Here is a 15,839-nt window from a genome sequence, read left to right on the forward strand (position 1 = left end):
CCTGAAAATCGAGGTTGTTGATGAGAGTTTTACTGGTTATCGCAATGACGCTGTTTCTCAGCGGCTGCGGGAGTATTATCAGCCGCACAGTGCCTGGCCAGGGCCATGGAAACCAGTACTATCCCGGCGTTCAGTGGGATGTTCGTGATTCAGCATGGCGCTATATCACTATTCTCGATCTGCCCTTTTCGCTGGTGTTTGATACGCTACTGCTGCCGCTTGACGCCAGCCATGGCCCCTATAACTAATTAGCGTTCATCCCATTCATCGGCGGCAGCCTGGCCCTCCTCGGTATCGAGAGAGGGTTCAAGCTGAAACTCGCCTTCATCCCATTCGTGCAGCGTGTTTTCTTCCAGCCACTCCTGGCGAAGCTCAATCTCATCATAATCACCGTCAAAGACGCTCTGCGCAGCCTGACCGCTGAGGACCGGCAGACATTCGCCCTGTTCATCCTCGTCGGCGAAAAATTCGGCCTGCCAGGCAATATCACCGTCCTGGAGTACGTACTTCTGGATATTTAACTGCTCAATGCTGGCGCTCTCTTCGTCGCTATCGGGATTATTAGCCAGAAACTCCTCGCGGGCTGCATCGATTGCTTCTTCAAGCGTGGCATAGAACATCGAATCCTTTGGCATGGCTAACCTCCTAAGATGAATAGAAATGAACACGATTCAATCTATAGAAGGCGGTTGGCAATGCGTCAAGGAGGTGAACGCCACACGGACATTAATTTACCGAATGCGTGCCGGAACCCGGATTGTCCGTTGCCCGGGGGCGGCGGGAGCGACCGAGGGTCAAGGTCGAGTAGACCGCATTGAACAGCACCACACCGGCGGTGACTAAAAAGACTGCCCGGAAGCCGTAGTTGGCGGAAACCGATGCGCCGATGAGCGGGCCCGTGACGTTGCCGATATCGCGGAACGACTGGTTATAGCTGAATATTCTGCCCGAGATTTGGCTGGTGGAGTTGTACACCAGCAGCGTTTGCACTGCCGGCAGCAGCGCGCCGTCGGCGGCACCTAACAGGAAGCGCAGGATACCCAGCTGCAGCGGCGTCTGGACGAACGACATGGGAATCAGGAGCAGGACAGAAATCACCAGCGCGACGATCAGGATTTTTTCCGGACCGATACGGTCGCCGAGTTTACCGAGGCGAGGGGCGCTAAGCAGGGCGGCAATACCGGGGACTGAAGCTATCATGCCGCTGATAAACGCAATATTACTGACGTTGCCGGCGAGATCGCGCACGTAAAGCGTCAAAATCGGCGCGATGGAACCGGTAGCCACCTGGATAATCAGCGATGTCACAAACAGACTCAGCACCAGTTTCGGATTTTTAAGCGACGTGAAAACGTCTTTCGCGCTGAGCATCTCTTTTTTACTGACGGCGACAAAGTTCTCGCGGATGAGAAAAAGGGTAAATAAGAAACAAATAAACAGCACGCCTGCCGTCATAAAGAAGACGGTACGCAATCCCCAGTGATCGGCCAGGAAACCGCCGGCCAGCGGCCCCAGCAGCGCGCCGCTGACCGCCCCGGTAGAGAGGGTCCCCAGCGCCCAGCCGCTCTTATGACGGGGAATTTGCGTCGCTATCAGCGCATTGGCGTTAGGAATAAATCCGCCGAGCAGACCTAACAGCGCGCGCAGGATCAGAAACTGCCAGATATTCTGCGCCAGGCCCATCAGCAGCATAACGATTGCCATACCGAGGGCCGAGCGCAGCAGCATAATTTTGCGTCCTTTGCGGTCCGCGAGACCGCCCCAGAAGGGGGAGGCCACGGCGGAAAATAAAAAGGTAATGCTGAAAACCAGCCCTGACCACATATTGAGGGCGCTATGGCCGGTTACGCCGAGTTGTTCGACGTAGAGAGGGAGGAACGGCATCACCAGGCTAAAGGCGGCGCCGGTTAAAAAGCAGCCGAGCCAGGTGACGGTGAGATTACGTTTCCAGTTAATGGGGGTATCAGCAGAGGGCATAGGTTTCCACTGGCCTGCCGCGCAGGTCAAATAATTGAAAATATGAGCCTGCTAATTATGCGCCTGAGAAATGGTTGCCGCAATGGAGGAGAGCTTTTAAAGCTAAAGGAGGGCCCTGAACGGCGGGGCTTACCCCGCATCCGGATTCAGATGCGGGGTCATTGCGCGAGCGCGCGCCGGGAGGCGCTAGTAACGAGAAGGAACGCCTTCAGGACGCGTTTTAAAGCGGCGATGCATCCACATATACTGTTCCGGCGCCATCAATATGCACTTCTCTACCACTTTGTTCATCCAGACGGCGGTAGTCTCCGCATCGTCCAGCGGCGGATCGCACTCCGGCGGCAGGATAATCAGCTCATAGCCTTTACCGTCCGGTTTACGGCGCGGCACGAACGGCACAACGCAGGCTTTAGACATCTTTGCCAGCATCCAGGTGCCCGAGGTGGTCGCGGCCTGGTCAACGGCGAAAAACGGCACAAATACGCTGGCGGCCGGGCCATAGTCGTGATCCGGCGCATACCAGATCACTTCACCCTTTTTCAGCGCGCGGATCATGCCTTTCAGATCTTTACGATCGATCATGTCTTTGTTGGAGCGCAGGCGTCCCCATGTCTGCAGCCAGTCGATAACCGGGTTATCGTTTGGACGATAAACGCCAATGCCCGGCTCGTTGATACCGAACATGCGCGCGCCCATCTCCAGCGTGAGGAAATGAATGCCAATCAGCAAAATGCCGCGCTTTTGCGCCTGAACATCACGGATATGCTCGACGCCGATGGAGTCAGTCCAGCGCGCAATACGCTTCGTCGGCCAGAACCAGGCCATGCCGGTTTCCATTAACCCCATGCCGACGGATTCAAAGTTTGCCACGACCATGCGGTGACGCTCTTGCTCGCTCTTATCGGGAAAACAGAGCTCCAGATTCCGGTTGGCTATTTTGGCCCGGCGCTTCATTAGCCGCATGGCGAGGCGGCCAAGACCGGTTCCGAGGCGATAAATCAGCGGATAAGGCAGTTGAACAACCAACCAGAGCAGGCCGATCCCGAGCCAAAGCAACCAGTAACGCGGGTGCAGCAACGCTGCGGAAAATTTAGGTAAATGGGTCATCTCATACCTGTTTAATTAAGCAACGTGTTCTATTATCGCATTTTTTTATGCCTCAGCCAAAATACCGGCCGCAGATGGCATTTAATGTTAACGCAAGCAAATATGGGTGAGAAAAATGTAGCGCAAAATGTGGGGATGTAAATTAAGCGTGTTTGCTATATGATGCCCGCCGTTTATTTTACTCATTGACTATGCCGAGCAGGTACACCATGCCAGTGTTACATAACCGCATTTCAAATGAGACGTTAAAGGCGCAAATGTTGGCTGAGACCGAGCCGCGCACGACGATCTCGTTTTATAAATATTTCACTATTATCGACCCAAAAGCCACGCGCGATGCGCTGTGGATTGCGTTGACTAAGCTGAACGTCTTTGGCCGAATTTATCTGGCTCACGAAGGTATTAACGCGCAAATTAGCGTTCCGCAAAGCCGGGTCGATGCGCTGCGCGAATTCTTATACGCTTTTGATCCTGCCCTGAATGGTCTGCGCCTGAATATCGCCCTCGATGATGACGGTAAATCCTTCTGGGTTCTGCGTCTCAAGGTACGCGATCGGATCGTCGCGGATGGGATTGACGATCCGACGTTTGATGCATCGGACGTGGGCGATTATTTAAAGGCTGCGGAAGTCAACGCGATGCTGGACGACCCGGATGCGGTCTTTATTGATATGCGTAACCATTACGAATATGAGGTCGGCCATTTCGAGAATGCGCTGGAGATCCCGGCGGATACGTTTCGCGACCAGCTGCCGAAGGCCGTTGAGATGATGCAGGAACATAAAGATAAAAATATCGTGATGTACTGCACCGGCGGTATCCGCTGCGAAAAAGCCAGCGCGTGGATGAAGCACAATGGGTTCACTAAGGTCTCGCATATTGAGGGCGGGATTATCGAGTACGCGCGACGCGCGCGCGAACAGGGGCTGCCGGTTCGCTTTATCGGTAAGAACTTTGTCTTCGATGAGCGTATGGGAGAGCGTATCTCAGATGATGTTATCGCCCATTGCCATCAGTGCGGCGCCCCCTGCGACAGCCATACCAACTGCCTGAACGATGGTTGCCACCTGCTGTTTATTCAGTGTCCTGCCTGCGCGGAGAAATTCGCCGGCTGCTGTAGCGAAGCCTGCATGGAAGAGCATAAGCTGCCGGAAGAGGAGCAGCGAAAACTGCGCGCCGGCCGCGAGAATGGCAATAAGATCTTTAATAAATCTCGCGGTCGGTTGAATACGAAGCTGGGGATCCCGGATCCTGAGCCTTCAGAAAAACCATAGCCAGATAAGATCGATAAACGCCAGCAGAAGCCACAGCGCCAGATAAATCATAAAATGTTCGCGGACGTTGTTAACCAGTAATTCGAACAGGCGACGCATCATCTCTCTCATCATTCACGGCCTCAAGCGAGGCCGTTTCTTTAGCGTGGTTGTCAGGTTGTACGGCGGGCGCTTATTTCTTAAACCGCGCCAGTGAAAACGGGGATATATCAAACCCAAAGGGTTCTTCAAGCGCAAACCGTGTGGCCAGTTCACCGAGTACCGGTGCGAACTTAAAGCCGTGCCCGCTCAGGCCGGTAATCAATAGCGTATCCGGCTGGCCGGGCAGCGTATCAATGATAAAGTCCTCGTCGGCGGTGTTGTCATAGGTACAGGATGCGCCATGCAGGCAGCCGCCGATACCGGGCAACACATTACGCAAGAAGCTAAAAGCTTCAGAGCCGTCCGTTGCAACGGCACCAAACGGCTTACGCTCTTCCGGCGTGGAAATAGGCTGCCCGCCGTTATGCTTGCCGATTTTCAATTCGTTATCTTCTGCCGGGAAACCGTAAAACTGATCGCCATTCGCTAACTCACCGGTAAACGCCGGGAAATTATTTTTGCTGCTGTAGCGGCCATCCGCCTGAAACCAGGCGAAAATTTTACGTACCGGCTGGACAGGGAGTTCTGGCATCAGCCGGGTAACCCAGGTACCGGCGCTAACCAGCAGTTTTTTGCCGCTGTACTCACCATCAATCGTCTCGACGGTTACGCCGTTCGGCGCGTGGTGAATGGCCGATACCGGGCAGTTGAAGAGCTGTGCGGCGCCCGCTTCGCGTGCCAGACGGATCCAGCTTTCAACGGCCAGTTCGCTGCGCAGTATGCCGGATGCGGGTTCAAATATCGCCCGATAATCATCAGGAATACGAATTTCCGGCCAGCGAGTCATCACCGTCTGCGCATCCATTTCTTCGATATTGAGCTGGAACTCGCGCGCGCTGCTGGCAACATTGCGCAGAAAGTCGGAACCGGCAGGCCCGAGGTTAATCACTCCTGTACGTTCAAAGACGGCTTCACCGCTGGCGGCGGCAAACTCATCCCATAGCTGTTGCGCGCGCAGTACCAGGGGGACATATCTTTCGCCTTCGCCGTAGGCGTGACGAATGAGGCGGGTGCTGCCGTGATGGCTGCCTTCCTGATGCGGCGGCTGATGGGCATCAATCATCAGTACGTTGAGCCCTGCCTGCCGCGCATAATAGCCTGCGGCAGCGCCGACCGAGCCGCTACCGATAATGATAAGATCGTATTGCATGGTGAGTTCCAGGTTATTGCTTTATTAGCAGGGTAATTAACAACCTGCTGTTATACAAGCCCGAAAATAATTCAGGCACCCGAGGGTGCCTGTTAAGTGAATATTCTGACATTAGCGCTAAATTTTAATGCCTTCGATACTCATTTTCCTGGTATTCGCCAGATTCAATCTTCGCAATACCTGCTTCCAGAATCGAAATAAACTGACGTGCGACGTCCGTCGTTAGCCATAGCGTCTGGCCAATCTCTGCGTCTCTACTGCTTTCTTGAGCGGGGTTTTGGTAGTGCAGGCGCAACATCAGCGCATCGTAACTATCAACGGTGCTGATGTCCCATCCGACGAGGGGATGGGTCTGGATGACTTCATTATTCTTTTCCATCATAACCCCTTATTCATATGTTAAAAGACAACAGTTCTCGAGGTTTAATGCGTGTTTTTTGAAGCAAGTTAATTATATCAGTAGTCAAGAATAAACTCGAGAAATTAAATGAAATAGAGACACATACGCGCCCATGTGCTGATTTTTTAGGCAAGTCAGGGAGGGTTATTTGTTATTTATGAAGGTGCTAAGGAAAAGCAATAGGGGAGAGTCTGACTATGAAAAAAATAAAAAAGCCGGGGCGACCCGGCAAAAAATTGCACAATGAGGGAGCAAATTTAATTGACTAGTCGCGGACAAACCAGTCGTCAGCGCTTTCCCAGGTTTCTTGCAGGATTTCGCTAATCCGGTCTTTGTCTTCTTTCAGGCCGCCGATAACCGACAGATTGTTATTAGCTGCGTACCGAACCGTTACCTGACTTGAGGTAGAGGGAAACTGCTGTTCGATACGACGCGAGAGTTCATTGTTCAGCGCATCTAAGGCGCCGTTGGGTAAGGCTGTTGATTTGGCGATAGAGACTTCAATACGCATAATTGCCCCCTGGATAATGTACTGTTTATTTATACAGTACACTCTGAAGATTTACAACAGGGGGCGGGCTATTTATTTTTTCATCGTCCAGCGCACGGTTTCCCCGGCAAGGAACGGCACCAGCGCGTCGCCTGGCAGGGCTATACTCTCGACCACCTGGCTCTCTTCGCGCACCAGCTCCACGTAGCCTTCATTGACCGGCAGGCCATAGAAGCGGGGGCCGTTAAGCGAGCAGAAGGCTTCAAAGTGTTGCAGGGCGTTCATCTCTTCAAATACCGTGGCGTAGCTGCCCAGCGCGGTCGGCGCGTTAAAACAGCCTGCGCATCCGCAGCTGGCTTCCTTACGATGGCGGGCATGGGGAGCGGAATCCGTACCGAGGAAAGCGCGGTCAAAACCGCTGGCAACCAGTTCGCGCAGCGCCTGCTGGTGAATATTGCGTTTCAGGATCGGCAGGCAATATAGGTGGGGGCGCACGCCGCCAACCAGCATATGGTTGCGGTTGAACATCAGATGCTGCGGAGTGATGGTGGCCGCCAGCAGCTCGTTACCGTCGCGTACGTATTCAGCGGCATCTTTGGTCGTGATGTGTTCGAAGACCACCTTCAGGCCTGGCAGGCGCTGACGCAGCGGCTCCATGACCGTTTCAATAAAGCGCGCTTCCCGGTCAAAAATATCGATATCAGCATGGGTGACCTCACCGTGAACCAGCAGAGGCATCCCCAGCTTTTCCATGCGTTCCAGCACCGGCATAATGGCATCCGTACTGGTGACGCCGTGGCTGGAGTTGGTTGTAGCGTTGGCCGGATAGAGCTTGGCGGCAGTGAATACGCCTTCGTTAAATCCGCGCTCCAGCTCAGCCGGGTCGAGCGTATCCGTCAGATAGCAGGTCATCAGCGGCGTAAAATCATGGCCCGCAGGGATCGCATCAACGATACGCTGGCGATAGGCGAGGGCGGCTTCGACGGTAGTGACAGGCGGTACCAGGTTCGGCATCACGATCGCCCGGCCATAAAATTCACTGGTATAAGGCACGACGGTTTTTAACATATCGTCATCGCGCAGATGGATATGCCAGTCGTCAGGGCGGCGGATTTTCAATACCTGGGATTGTGCTGTCATGGAAGGCTCCGGCTAATAGGTTCTGTCATCAGGGCTGTTTTTGCCGGGCACTAAGGATAAGCGTAAACGTTTTCCTTTGCATCAACTTCCGTAAAAAATCGGGCGCTTCAGCGCCCGAGCTATCAGTTGGTGAACGGGATAATAATCTCGCCGGGCTTCACTTCAATCCCTTTAGCATACTTTTTCGCCAGCGCTTCACCGGTGCTGGCATCTTCGCGCAGGACGTAGGCAGGCTGCTGATTGAAGTAGCTACGCAGGGACTGATTCAGGTAAGGGATCAGCGTCTGTACGACAGACTGGAGCTTTTCCGGCTGAACTTTAGCATCGACGACTTCCATCTCCTGCAGGAAAATGGCCCCCTTTTCTTTATTGAAAGCCGGCAGCGCTTTGAGCTTCAGATCGATGGTCGCTTTCTGGTTCCCGAAAAGTGAATTCAGATCTAAATTGGCCACGCCGCTTAACGTGACTTTGTTTGGTTCTTCACGGCCAATAGCGCTGGTAAGATTTTGCAGTTCAATATGGGCATCCGCTACGCCTGGCAGGCCAATATCCTTAGCGAAGTGGTTACGTTTCTGCAGCGCCTGATTGATTTCCTGCTCGCTCACGGAATATTGCGTGAGCTGATTACAGGCGCTAAGCAGGCCGCTAACGATAAGTGCGGCCGCGATAAACATCTTTTTCATTGGATTCCTTAATGTCATGCCATGGGTTCATCCTGACACAAAGCAGCATGGCCCGCCAGCGCAGGAGGTGCTAGCGGAAAAGACTGAAAAAGAGGCGTTCGGCAGCGAAGGGCTAAACCATCCGCTGCCTTGAGGCTAAATAGCCATTGAGGAAAGCAGGTTGATCTGCGTCTGTTTGGCCATGTTGTCACGATAGGCGGCCACCCGACTCGGCCAGTTCACGCCGGCAACCAGCGTCAGATTCCTCAGCAGAGGAAAGAGCTGAATATCATCTTCAGAGAGTTCTCCGTTGACGGCGTTCGGCTGGACAATCAGTTTATCCAGCGCCCGCAGATCGTCGCTGATGTTCTTCACCAGACCGGGAGAATGGGCAAGATGGTCGGCAAAGCTGCCGATAGCCGCCTCTTTCTTTTTCACAAAATAGGCGCGCGCCTCTGGCGTGGCGAATTCATCAAACGCGGATTTGGCAAAGCGGGGGATCAGCAGGCGGTTCGCGTAGCCGTTGACCTTCCGCAGCCAGGTTTCCACCGCCGGATTACGCGGGCCGGTAAGCAGCGGTTTGCCGTCCAGCTTATCGACATAGTGCACGATATCCATGCTTTCCGGCATATAGCGGCTATCGTCTTTTTGCAGGATTGGCGCCATTTTCTGGCCGATCATTCGGGTGGGGGTTAATTCATCATCGTTCAGGAGCACAATCAGTTCGACGGGGATATTTTTCAGGCCGAAAATCATGCGGGCTTTAAGGCAGAACGGACAGTGATCGTAGATATATAACTTCACGTTTCTCCTCCATTGTTGCTGAACATCCTCAATTCAGTATGGAGGAGAAACGAAGGCCCGGCAAATCAGGTTCGCGGCTCCAGCATTCCAGAGGCCGAACGTTTTGGACTGAACTGCCACCACAGCGCAATAAACGTCGCGAGGCCGATAATGCCCAGCATCAGCCACGGCAGCTCAGGCTGACCGACGGCCTTACCGGCATCGAACAGCCAGCCGCCGCCTGCGTAGCCGAAAGCGCCGCCGAAGGCCAGGCCTAACCGGCTAAAGCCCATATAGCTGCCGCGCGCTCTGGCATCCGCCAGCGACGCCCCCAGCGTTTCACGCGCGGGTTCAGCGATGATTGACCCCATATAAAATACGCAGATCAGCGTAAACAGCTGCTGCAAATTGCTGCTCAGGCCAATTGGCATCATCGCGAGCGTCATGATCAGCAGGCCGGCCATCAGGCGCTGCTCCAGGCGAAAACGCTTTTCGCTCCAGCGGGCAATCGGATACAGCAGCGTTAGCGAAATGGTCGCTTCAATGGCGTACATCCATTTGACCGCCGCCGGAGAACCCGCAATATCATTAACCATAATCGGCAGCATCAGCATCACCTGCACCGCCAGCATGTAATACCCGGTCAGCGTCAGCACATAGGTGACAAAGCGTTTGTCGCGCAGCACGCGCCCCAGTCCTTCACGAACCGGCGTTTTGACCGTCGACAGCTTCCATGCGGGAAGATACCAGGCGTTGAATGCCGCACAGGCGATAAACAGCGCCGCCCCGGCGCTGCACACCAGGCGAAAATCATATTGCAGCAGCCAGCTACCTAGCAGCGCGCCGATCACCGCTCCTGCGCTGTCCTGCATCATCAGGATAGAGAAGAAACGTCCGCGCTGGTGCGGGCGTACCAGCTTGACCACCAGCGCCGCCCGCGGGGGATCGAACAGCGTGCCGCCGAGGCCAGAAAGAATACAGGAGAGCCACAGCACCCAGGGTTCATGGGCAACGGCCATCGCCGCGAAGCCGGCCGCGCGCATCAGCATACCGGTAACGATCATCGGTTTGGCGCCAAAACGGTCGGCAATGGCGCCGCCAAATATTCCTAAGCCTTGCTGCACCAGCTGACGCAGGCCGAGCGCAATCCCGACCATCAGCGCAGCCCATCCCATCTGGTCGACAAAGCGAATGGAGATAAGCGGGAACACAACGAAAAAGCCGAGTACGACCAGCATGTTATCGACTAACAGGAAATATTTACCCAGGCTCCTTGCCTGCGATACGCGGGACATTTCCCCTCCAGGGAAAAATAAGAATAAGCTCTGACATTTTGCGGGGTTAATGGCTATTTTCCCAGCGCGCTCGCGACAATATTTTTTTATCAAAATGCAAGAACGATAGAGGCTATTCATCGAAAAGCAGAGATGGTGCAGAAAATGGTATGTTGCTGTTTTCACACCGCCGTGCAGGACAGGTATAGTAAAGTCAGCAAGTATTGCGTCAGGGGAACAGGAGAGGGGAATGTTTGGCTATCGCAGTAACGTACCGAAGGTGCGTTTGACGACGGACCGGCTGGTGGTTCGGCTGGTGCACGATCGTGACGCCTGGCGTCTGGCCGATTATTACGCGGAAAATAAAGGGTTCTTAAAACCCTGGGAACCGGTGCGCGATGACAGCCACTGTTATCCTTCCGGCTGGCAGGCGCGTTTATCGATGATTTCTGAGTTTCATAAGCAGGGCTCGGCGTTCTATTTTGCTCTGCTTGACCCGGAAGAAAAAGAGATCATCGGCGTGGCGAATTTTTCGAACGTGGTGCGCGGATCGTTTCATGCCTGCTATCTCGGCTACTCCATCGGGGAGAAATGGCAAGGGCAGGGGCTGATGTATGAAGCGCTGACGTCGGCCATTCGCTATATGCAGCGCACGCAACATATCCATCGCATAATGGCAAACTATATGCCGCATAATCAGCGCAGCGGCGATTTGCTGGCGCGTCTGGGCTTTGAAAAAGAGGGTTACGCCAAAGATTACCTGCTCATTGATGGGCAGTGGCGCGATCACGTACTGACGGCGTTGACGACACCGGACTGGACCCCGGGTCGCTAAGGAGACATCATGAAATATCAGTTAACCGCGCATGAGGTGCGGGTCATTGGCTGCCTGCTGGAAAAGCAGGTTACCACGCCGGAGCAGTACCCCCTGTCGGTCAACGCGGTGGTCACCGCCTGTAACCAGAAAACAAACCGTGAACCGGTAATGTCGCTCAGCGAAAGTGAAGTTCAGGATCTGCTCGATACGCTAGTCAAGCGCCATTATTTGCGTACGGTCAGCGGTTTCGGCAATCGGGTGACCAAGTATGAACAACGCTTCTGCAACTCTGAATTCGGCGATCTGAAATTCACGCCGGCGGAAGTCGCTATCGTGACCACACTGCTGCTGCGCGGGGCGCAGACGCCTGGCGAACTCCGCGGTCGCGCGCAGCGAATGCATGAATTCAGCGATATGGCCGAGGTTGAAAGCGTCCTCGAAAACCTGGCTTCGCGAGAAGATGGCCCCTACGTTGCGCGTCTGCCGCGGGAGCCTGGCAAGCGTGAAAGCCGCTATATGCATCTGTTCTGCGATGATATGGATTCACTGATTACCGTCGTGGAGGCCGTGTCGCCGCCCGGCGACGATCTTCAGATGCGCGTTGAGGCGCTGGAGGCGGAAGTTGCCGAGCTGAAAGCGCGTCTCGATTCACTGCTGGCTCACCTGGGAGATTAAGCATGTCGGCGAAACTACGTATAGGAGTGGTTGGCCTGGGCGGTATCGCGCAAAAGGCGTGGTTACCGGTGCTGGGGGCCGCCGATGACTGGACGCTACAGGCGGCGTGGTCGCCCGGGAAAGAGAAAGCGCTGCGTATCTGTGAAACCTGGCGTATTCCCTATGCGGATTCTCTGGAACAGCTGGCGGCGCAGTGTGATGCCGTATTCGTGCATACTTCAACGGCTTCACATTATGAAGTGGTTTCCCGCCTGCTCAATGCCGGAGTGCATGTCTGCGTTGATAAACCGCTGGCGGATAAACTCAGCGATGCGGAGGCGCTGGTTGAGCTGGCCGCTCGCCGTCATCTCACGCTAATGGTCGGGTTTAACCGCCGTTTTGCCCCCCTCTATCGCGAGCTGAAGGCCCAGCTCGGGAGCGCTGCGTCGCTGCGGATGGATAAGCACCGTAGCGACAGCGTGGGCCACGATCTGCGCTTCACGCTGTTGGATGACTATCTGCACGTCGTCGATACCGCGCTATGGCTGGCGGGCGATAAAGCGCGTTTAAACGGCGGTACGCTGCACACCACCGCTCAAGGGGAGATGCTGTATGCCGAACACCATTTCAGTTGCGGAATGATGCAGATAACCACCAGTATGCACCGCCGCGCCGGAAGCCAGCGGGAGTGGGTACAGGCGGTGACCGACGGCGGATTATATGAAGTCCGGGACATGCGGGAGTGGCAGGAGGAGCGGGGACGCGGCGTGATCCAGCGCCCGATCCCCGGCTGGCAGACCACCCTTGAGCAGCGTGGATTTACCGGCTGCGCGCGGCATTTTATCGAATGCGTGCAAAATCAGACGGTTCCTGAAACGTCCGGCGAGCAGGCGCTGCTTGCTCAGCGCGTTATAGAGAAACTGTGGCGCGAAGCGATGAGCGAATAATCCGTTGTAACAACTGACAGTAGTAATTCATTATGAACCCGGTAGACTATCGCCACTTTCCAGCGCCCGCATTTGCGGGCGTTTTACTCCAGGGTTGTGGAATAACACGTTAATGAATCTTTTAAAATCACTGGCGGCCGTCAGTTCGATGACCATGTTTTCGCGCGTGCTGGGCTTTGCGCGCGATGCGATTGTGGCGCGTATTTTTGGCGCGGGGATGGCCACCGACGCCTTCTTCGTTGCTTTTAAACTCCCGAACCTTTTACGGCGTATTTTTGCTGAAGGCGCTTTCTCACAGGCTTTTGTGCCGATTCTTGCTGAATACAAAAGCAAACAGGGTGAAGATGCGACCCGGGTGTTCGTCGCCTATGTTTCGGGACTGCTGACGCTGGTTCTGGCGCTGGTCACCGTCGCCGGTATGCTGGCGGCACCGTGGGTGATTACTATCACCGCGCCGGGATTTGCCAATACGCCCGAAAAGTTCGCCCTGACCACGCAGCTCTTGCGCATCACTTTTCCCTATATTCTGTTGATCTCCCTGGCTTCACTCGTGGGCGCCATCCTGAATACCTGGAACCGCTTTTCGGTGCCAGCTTTTGCCCCGACCTTCCTGAACGTCAGCATGATTGGTTTTGCGCTGTTTGCCGCGCCCTATTTTAATCCGCCGATGCTGGCAATGGCGTGGGCGGTAACGGTTGGCGGTATTTTGCAGCTCGCCTGGCAGCTGCCGCATCTGAAAAAAATCGGCATGCTGGTGCTGCCGCGGGTCAACCTTAAAGATGCTGGCGCAGTGCGGGTGGTAAAACAGATGGGCCCGGCGATTCTCGGCGTCTCCGTCAGCCAAATCTCGCTGATCATTAACACGATTTTTGCCTCATTCCTCGTTTCCGGCTCCGTATCGTGGATGTACTACGCCGATCGTCTGATGGAGTTTCCGTCCGGCGTACTGGGCGTGGCGCTGGGGACCATTTTGCTGCCTTCGCTGTCTAAAAGCTTCGCCAGCGGCAATCACGATGAATATTGCCGTTTGATGGACTGGGGATTACGCCTGTGCTTCCTGCTCGCGCTACCGAGCGCGGTGGCATTAGGGATCCTGGCCAAGCCGCTGACGGTCGCGTTATTCCAGTACGGGAAATTTACCGCTTTTGATGCCGCGATGACCCAGCGCGCGCTGGTGGCATATTCTGTCGGGCTGATGGGGCTCATCGTCGTGAAGGTGCTGGCTCCCGGATTCTATTCGCGCCAGGACATTAAAACGCCGGTGAAAATTGCCATCGTCACGCTGATCATGACGCAGGTGATGAACCTCGCCTTTATTGGCCCCCTGAAGCACGCTGGTCTGTCGTTGTCGATTGGTCTGGCCGCCTGCCTGAACGCCGCGCTGCTCTACTGGCAGCTGCGGAAACAGAAAATTTTTACGCCTCAGCCGGGCTGGTTCCTGTTCCTGCTGCGCCTGGTCATCGCGGTGATTATTATGTCAGCGGCGCTGCTGGGCGTGATGTACCTGATGCCGGAGTGGTCGCAGGGGACGATGCCGTTCCGCCTGCTGCGCTTGATGGTGGTCGTGGTGGCCGGCGTTGTCGCCTATTTCGCGACGCTGCTGCTGCTGGGCTTTCGCGTGAAAGAGTTTGCTCGCCGCACGGTTTGAGTTGTTCTGATGAAAGAAAAGCCGCTCTGCAGGAATTGCACAGCGGCTTTTTTTACCTGACGGTTCGCTCTTTATCTGGCGGTTCGCTGCGCCGATACGACCCTGGCGCTTTCCAGCAGGCGGATCCCAAGGGCAATCGCACCGGTTACGACGGCGAGGGTCACCACGCCGCTCCAGCCTGCGAGCACATACAGTTTGCTTCCCAGTACTGAACCCAGCGACATCCCAATAAACACGCCGGTGAACAGCAGCGCGTTGAGGCGTCCGCGCGCCTGCGGCTCCAGGCCATACACCAGGTTCTGGTGCGCTACGAGGCTGGATTGCAGCCCCAGGTCAAAACCGACGGCCGAGATGGCAATCAGGATTAGCTGACCATGTGGCGGTAGCGCAGGCAGCAAAAACATCAGGGCAAACGAAACCGTCACCAGCGCCGCGCCCATTTGCGTGACTTTTTCTGCGCCGAACTTGTCGGCCAGGCCGCCGGCCAGCGGGGCGGCAAGCGCCCCGGCAGCCCCTGCAATACCGAAGCCACCGGCTACCGCGCTGCCCATCTGATAGTGCGCCAACAGCATGACCGCAAGCGTAGACCAGAAGGCACTAAAGGCGATAGAGAGGAATCCCTGGGCGAATGCGGCGCGACGCAGTGCCGGATAGCGTTTCCACAGATGCGCCATCGATTTCATCAGCTGCGGGTAGCTGAGGGTTGAGTGAATTTCGAAGCGCGGCAGCACGCGCCACATCACCACGCCAATCATCGCAATGCTGACCGCAGCCGCCTGATACATTACCCGCCAGCCGAATAGCGCCCCCACCAGACCACTAACGGTTCGCGACAGCAGGATCCCCAGCAGCAGGCCGGTCATCACCGTACCCACCATTTTCCCCTGCTTGCCCGCGGGAGCCAGAATCGCGGCTGCCGGTACGATATCCTGCGCCATGGTCGCGGCCATACCGATAAGCAGGCTGACAATCAGCAGGGAGCTTAGCTGACCGGTAAGGCTGCAGAGCAGCAACAGGACGGCCAGCGCGGCGCTTTTCATCAGGATCAGCTTTCTGCGGTCGTGGCGGTCGCCAAGCGGGAGAAGGAAAAGTATGCCCAGCGCGTAGCCGGCCTGGGTCAGGGTCGGAACCAGACCCATACCCTCAACGCTCAAATGGAGGTTAGCCCCCATCAGCGGCAGCAGCGGTTGCGCGTAATAGATTGAGGCGACGCTGAAGCCCGCGCCCAGCGCAAGGATGAAAATGACCCACCCGGCGGCGCGGGAGGTGAGTGGAGTTGGTGTCATGGTGGATTCCTCTTAGAAGCGATGGCGCTATTTTTCCCGTAATCCGGCTGGCGCGGTAGATAGCCCGGTGGTAAAACGGTTATACGCTA

At 55.5% G+C, this 15,839-nt stretch carries 18 protein-coding genes; 6 read left to right on the top strand and 12 right to left on the bottom strand.

Annotated elements, in window-relative coordinates; all coding sequences use genetic code 11:
- Nucleotides 1-20: 20 nt before the first annotated feature.
- Nucleotides 21-248 (top strand): YceK/YidQ family lipoprotein, encoded by a 228-nt coding sequence (locus tag BJF97_RS11440; protein WP_004849859.1) that lies wholly within the window; start codon nucleotides 21-23, stop codon nucleotides 246-248.
- On the opposite strand, the gene BJF97_RS11445 is transcribed toward BJF97_RS11440, so the two are convergent.
- The 3 genes from BJF97_RS11445 to BJF97_RS11455 form a co-directional block, all read right to left on the bottom strand.
- Nucleotides 249-635, bottom strand: coding sequence for a MysB family protein (locus tag BJF97_RS11445; protein ID WP_004137236.1), 387 nt, complete (start codon nucleotides 633-635; stop codon nucleotides 249-251). It abuts the gene before it with no gap.
- 91 nt (nucleotides 636-726) lie between these two features.
- Nucleotides 727-1,977: a multidrug efflux MFS transporter MdtG gene (gene mdtG / locus BJF97_RS11450; protein WP_014228827.1), complete on the bottom strand. Its 1,251-nt coding sequence runs from the start codon at nucleotides 1,975-1,977 to the stop codon at nucleotides 727-729.
- Between the two features lie 186 nt (nucleotides 1,978-2,163).
- Nucleotides 2,164-3,084, bottom strand: coding sequence for a Kdo(2)-lipid IV(A) acyltransferase (locus BJF97_RS11455; RefSeq protein WP_004849864.1), 921 nt, complete (start codon nucleotides 3,082-3,084; stop codon nucleotides 2,164-2,166).
- A gap of 209 nt (nucleotides 3,085-3,293) precedes the next feature.
- Here BJF97_RS11455 and trhO point away from each other — a divergent pair, with 209 nt between their 5' ends.
- Nucleotides 3,294-4,358: an oxygen-dependent tRNA uridine(34) hydroxylase TrhO gene (trhO, locus tag BJF97_RS11460; RefSeq protein WP_032692823.1), complete on the top strand. Its 1,065-nt coding sequence runs from the start codon at nucleotides 3,294-3,296 to the stop codon at nucleotides 4,356-4,358.
- Here the strand turns inward: trhO and BJF97_RS11465 are convergent.
- The 8 genes from BJF97_RS11465 to mdtH all read right to left on the bottom strand — a co-directional run bounded on the left by BJF97_RS11465 (nucleotide 4,344) and on the right by mdtH (nucleotide 10,419).
- Nucleotides 4,344-4,457 carry a YceO family protein gene (locus BJF97_RS11465; protein WP_004101037.1) on the bottom strand — a complete coding sequence of 38 codons (114 nt, stop codon included), beginning with the start codon at nucleotides 4,455-4,457 and terminating at the stop codon, nucleotides 4,344-4,346. The genes trhO and BJF97_RS11465 overlap by 15 nt on opposite strands.
- Nucleotides 4,458-4,530: 73 nt before the next feature.
- Nucleotides 4,531-5,649: an N-methyl-L-tryptophan oxidase gene (solA, locus tag BJF97_RS11470; RefSeq protein WP_014838078.1), complete on the bottom strand. Its 1,119-nt coding sequence runs from the start codon at nucleotides 5,647-5,649 to the stop codon at nucleotides 4,531-4,533.
- A 124-nt stretch (nucleotides 5,650-5,773) separates the two neighbouring features.
- Entirely contained in the window at nucleotides 5,774-6,028 is a 255-nt protein-coding gene (gene bssS, locus BJF97_RS11475; RefSeq protein WP_004101039.1) for a biofilm formation regulator BssS, read from the bottom strand.
- A 286-nt stretch (nucleotides 6,029-6,314) separates the two neighbouring features.
- On the bottom strand, nucleotides 6,315-6,560 hold the full coding sequence (dinI, locus tag BJF97_RS11480; protein ID WP_004101040.1) for a DNA damage-inducible protein I: 246 nt from the start codon (nucleotides 6,558-6,560) through the stop codon (nucleotides 6,315-6,317).
- Nucleotides 6,561-6,632: 72 nt separating this feature from the next.
- Entirely contained in the window at nucleotides 6,633-7,679 is a 1,047-nt protein-coding gene (gene pyrC, locus BJF97_RS11485; protein ID WP_014838079.1) for a dihydroorotase, read from the bottom strand.
- Nucleotides 7,680-7,801: 122 nt separating this feature from the next.
- Entirely contained in the window at nucleotides 7,802-8,362 is a 561-nt protein-coding gene (locus tag BJF97_RS11490) for a lipoprotein (protein WP_004849873.1), read from the bottom strand.
- 135 nt (nucleotides 8,363-8,497) lie between these two features.
- Nucleotides 8,498-9,145, bottom strand: a complete 648-nt coding sequence (gene grxB, locus BJF97_RS11495) for a glutaredoxin 2 (RefSeq protein WP_004849875.1) — start codon at nucleotides 9,143-9,145, stop codon at nucleotides 8,498-8,500.
- Nucleotides 9,146-9,210: 65 nt separating this feature from the next.
- Nucleotides 9,211-10,419 (bottom strand): multidrug efflux MFS transporter MdtH, encoded by a 1,209-nt coding sequence (mdtH, locus tag BJF97_RS11500; RefSeq protein WP_004849878.1) that lies wholly within the window; start codon nucleotides 10,417-10,419, stop codon nucleotides 9,211-9,213.
- 229 nt (nucleotides 10,420-10,648) lie between these two features.
- Between mdtH and rimJ the strand changes: the two genes are divergently transcribed.
- From rimJ to murJ, 4 genes are all read left to right on the top strand, one after another.
- Nucleotides 10,649-11,233: a ribosomal protein S5-alanine N-acetyltransferase gene (gene rimJ / locus BJF97_RS11505; RefSeq protein WP_004131378.1), complete on the top strand. Its 585-nt coding sequence runs from the start codon at nucleotides 10,649-10,651 to the stop codon at nucleotides 11,231-11,233.
- Nucleotides 11,234-11,242: 9 nt separating this feature from the next.
- Entirely contained in the window at nucleotides 11,243-11,890 is a 648-nt protein-coding gene (locus BJF97_RS11510) for a YceH family protein (protein ID WP_032692822.1), read from the top strand.
- Nucleotides 11,891-11,892: 2 nt separating this feature from the next.
- Nucleotides 11,893-12,816, top strand: coding sequence for a Gfo/Idh/MocA family protein (locus tag BJF97_RS11515; RefSeq protein WP_014228832.1), 924 nt, complete (start codon nucleotides 11,893-11,895; stop codon nucleotides 12,814-12,816).
- 112 nt (nucleotides 12,817-12,928) lie between these two features.
- On the top strand, nucleotides 12,929-14,464 hold the full coding sequence (gene murJ, locus BJF97_RS11520; protein ID WP_004849883.1) for a murein biosynthesis integral membrane protein MurJ: 1,536 nt from the start codon (nucleotides 12,929-12,931) through the stop codon (nucleotides 14,462-14,464).
- A 71-nt stretch (nucleotides 14,465-14,535) separates the two neighbouring features.
- On the opposite strand, the gene BJF97_RS11525 is transcribed toward murJ, so the two are convergent.
- Nucleotides 14,536-15,750 carry an MFS transporter gene (locus BJF97_RS11525; RefSeq protein ID WP_014228834.1) on the bottom strand — a complete coding sequence of 405 codons (1,215 nt, stop codon included), beginning with the start codon at nucleotides 15,748-15,750 and terminating at the stop codon, nucleotides 14,536-14,538.
- Nucleotides 15,751-15,839 lie beyond the last annotated feature (89 nt).

The sequence above is a fragment of the Klebsiella sp. LTGPAF-6F genome (genome assembly GCF_001753185.1).
GTDB lineage: Bacteria > Pseudomonadota > Gammaproteobacteria > Enterobacterales > Enterobacteriaceae > Klebsiella > Klebsiella michiganensis.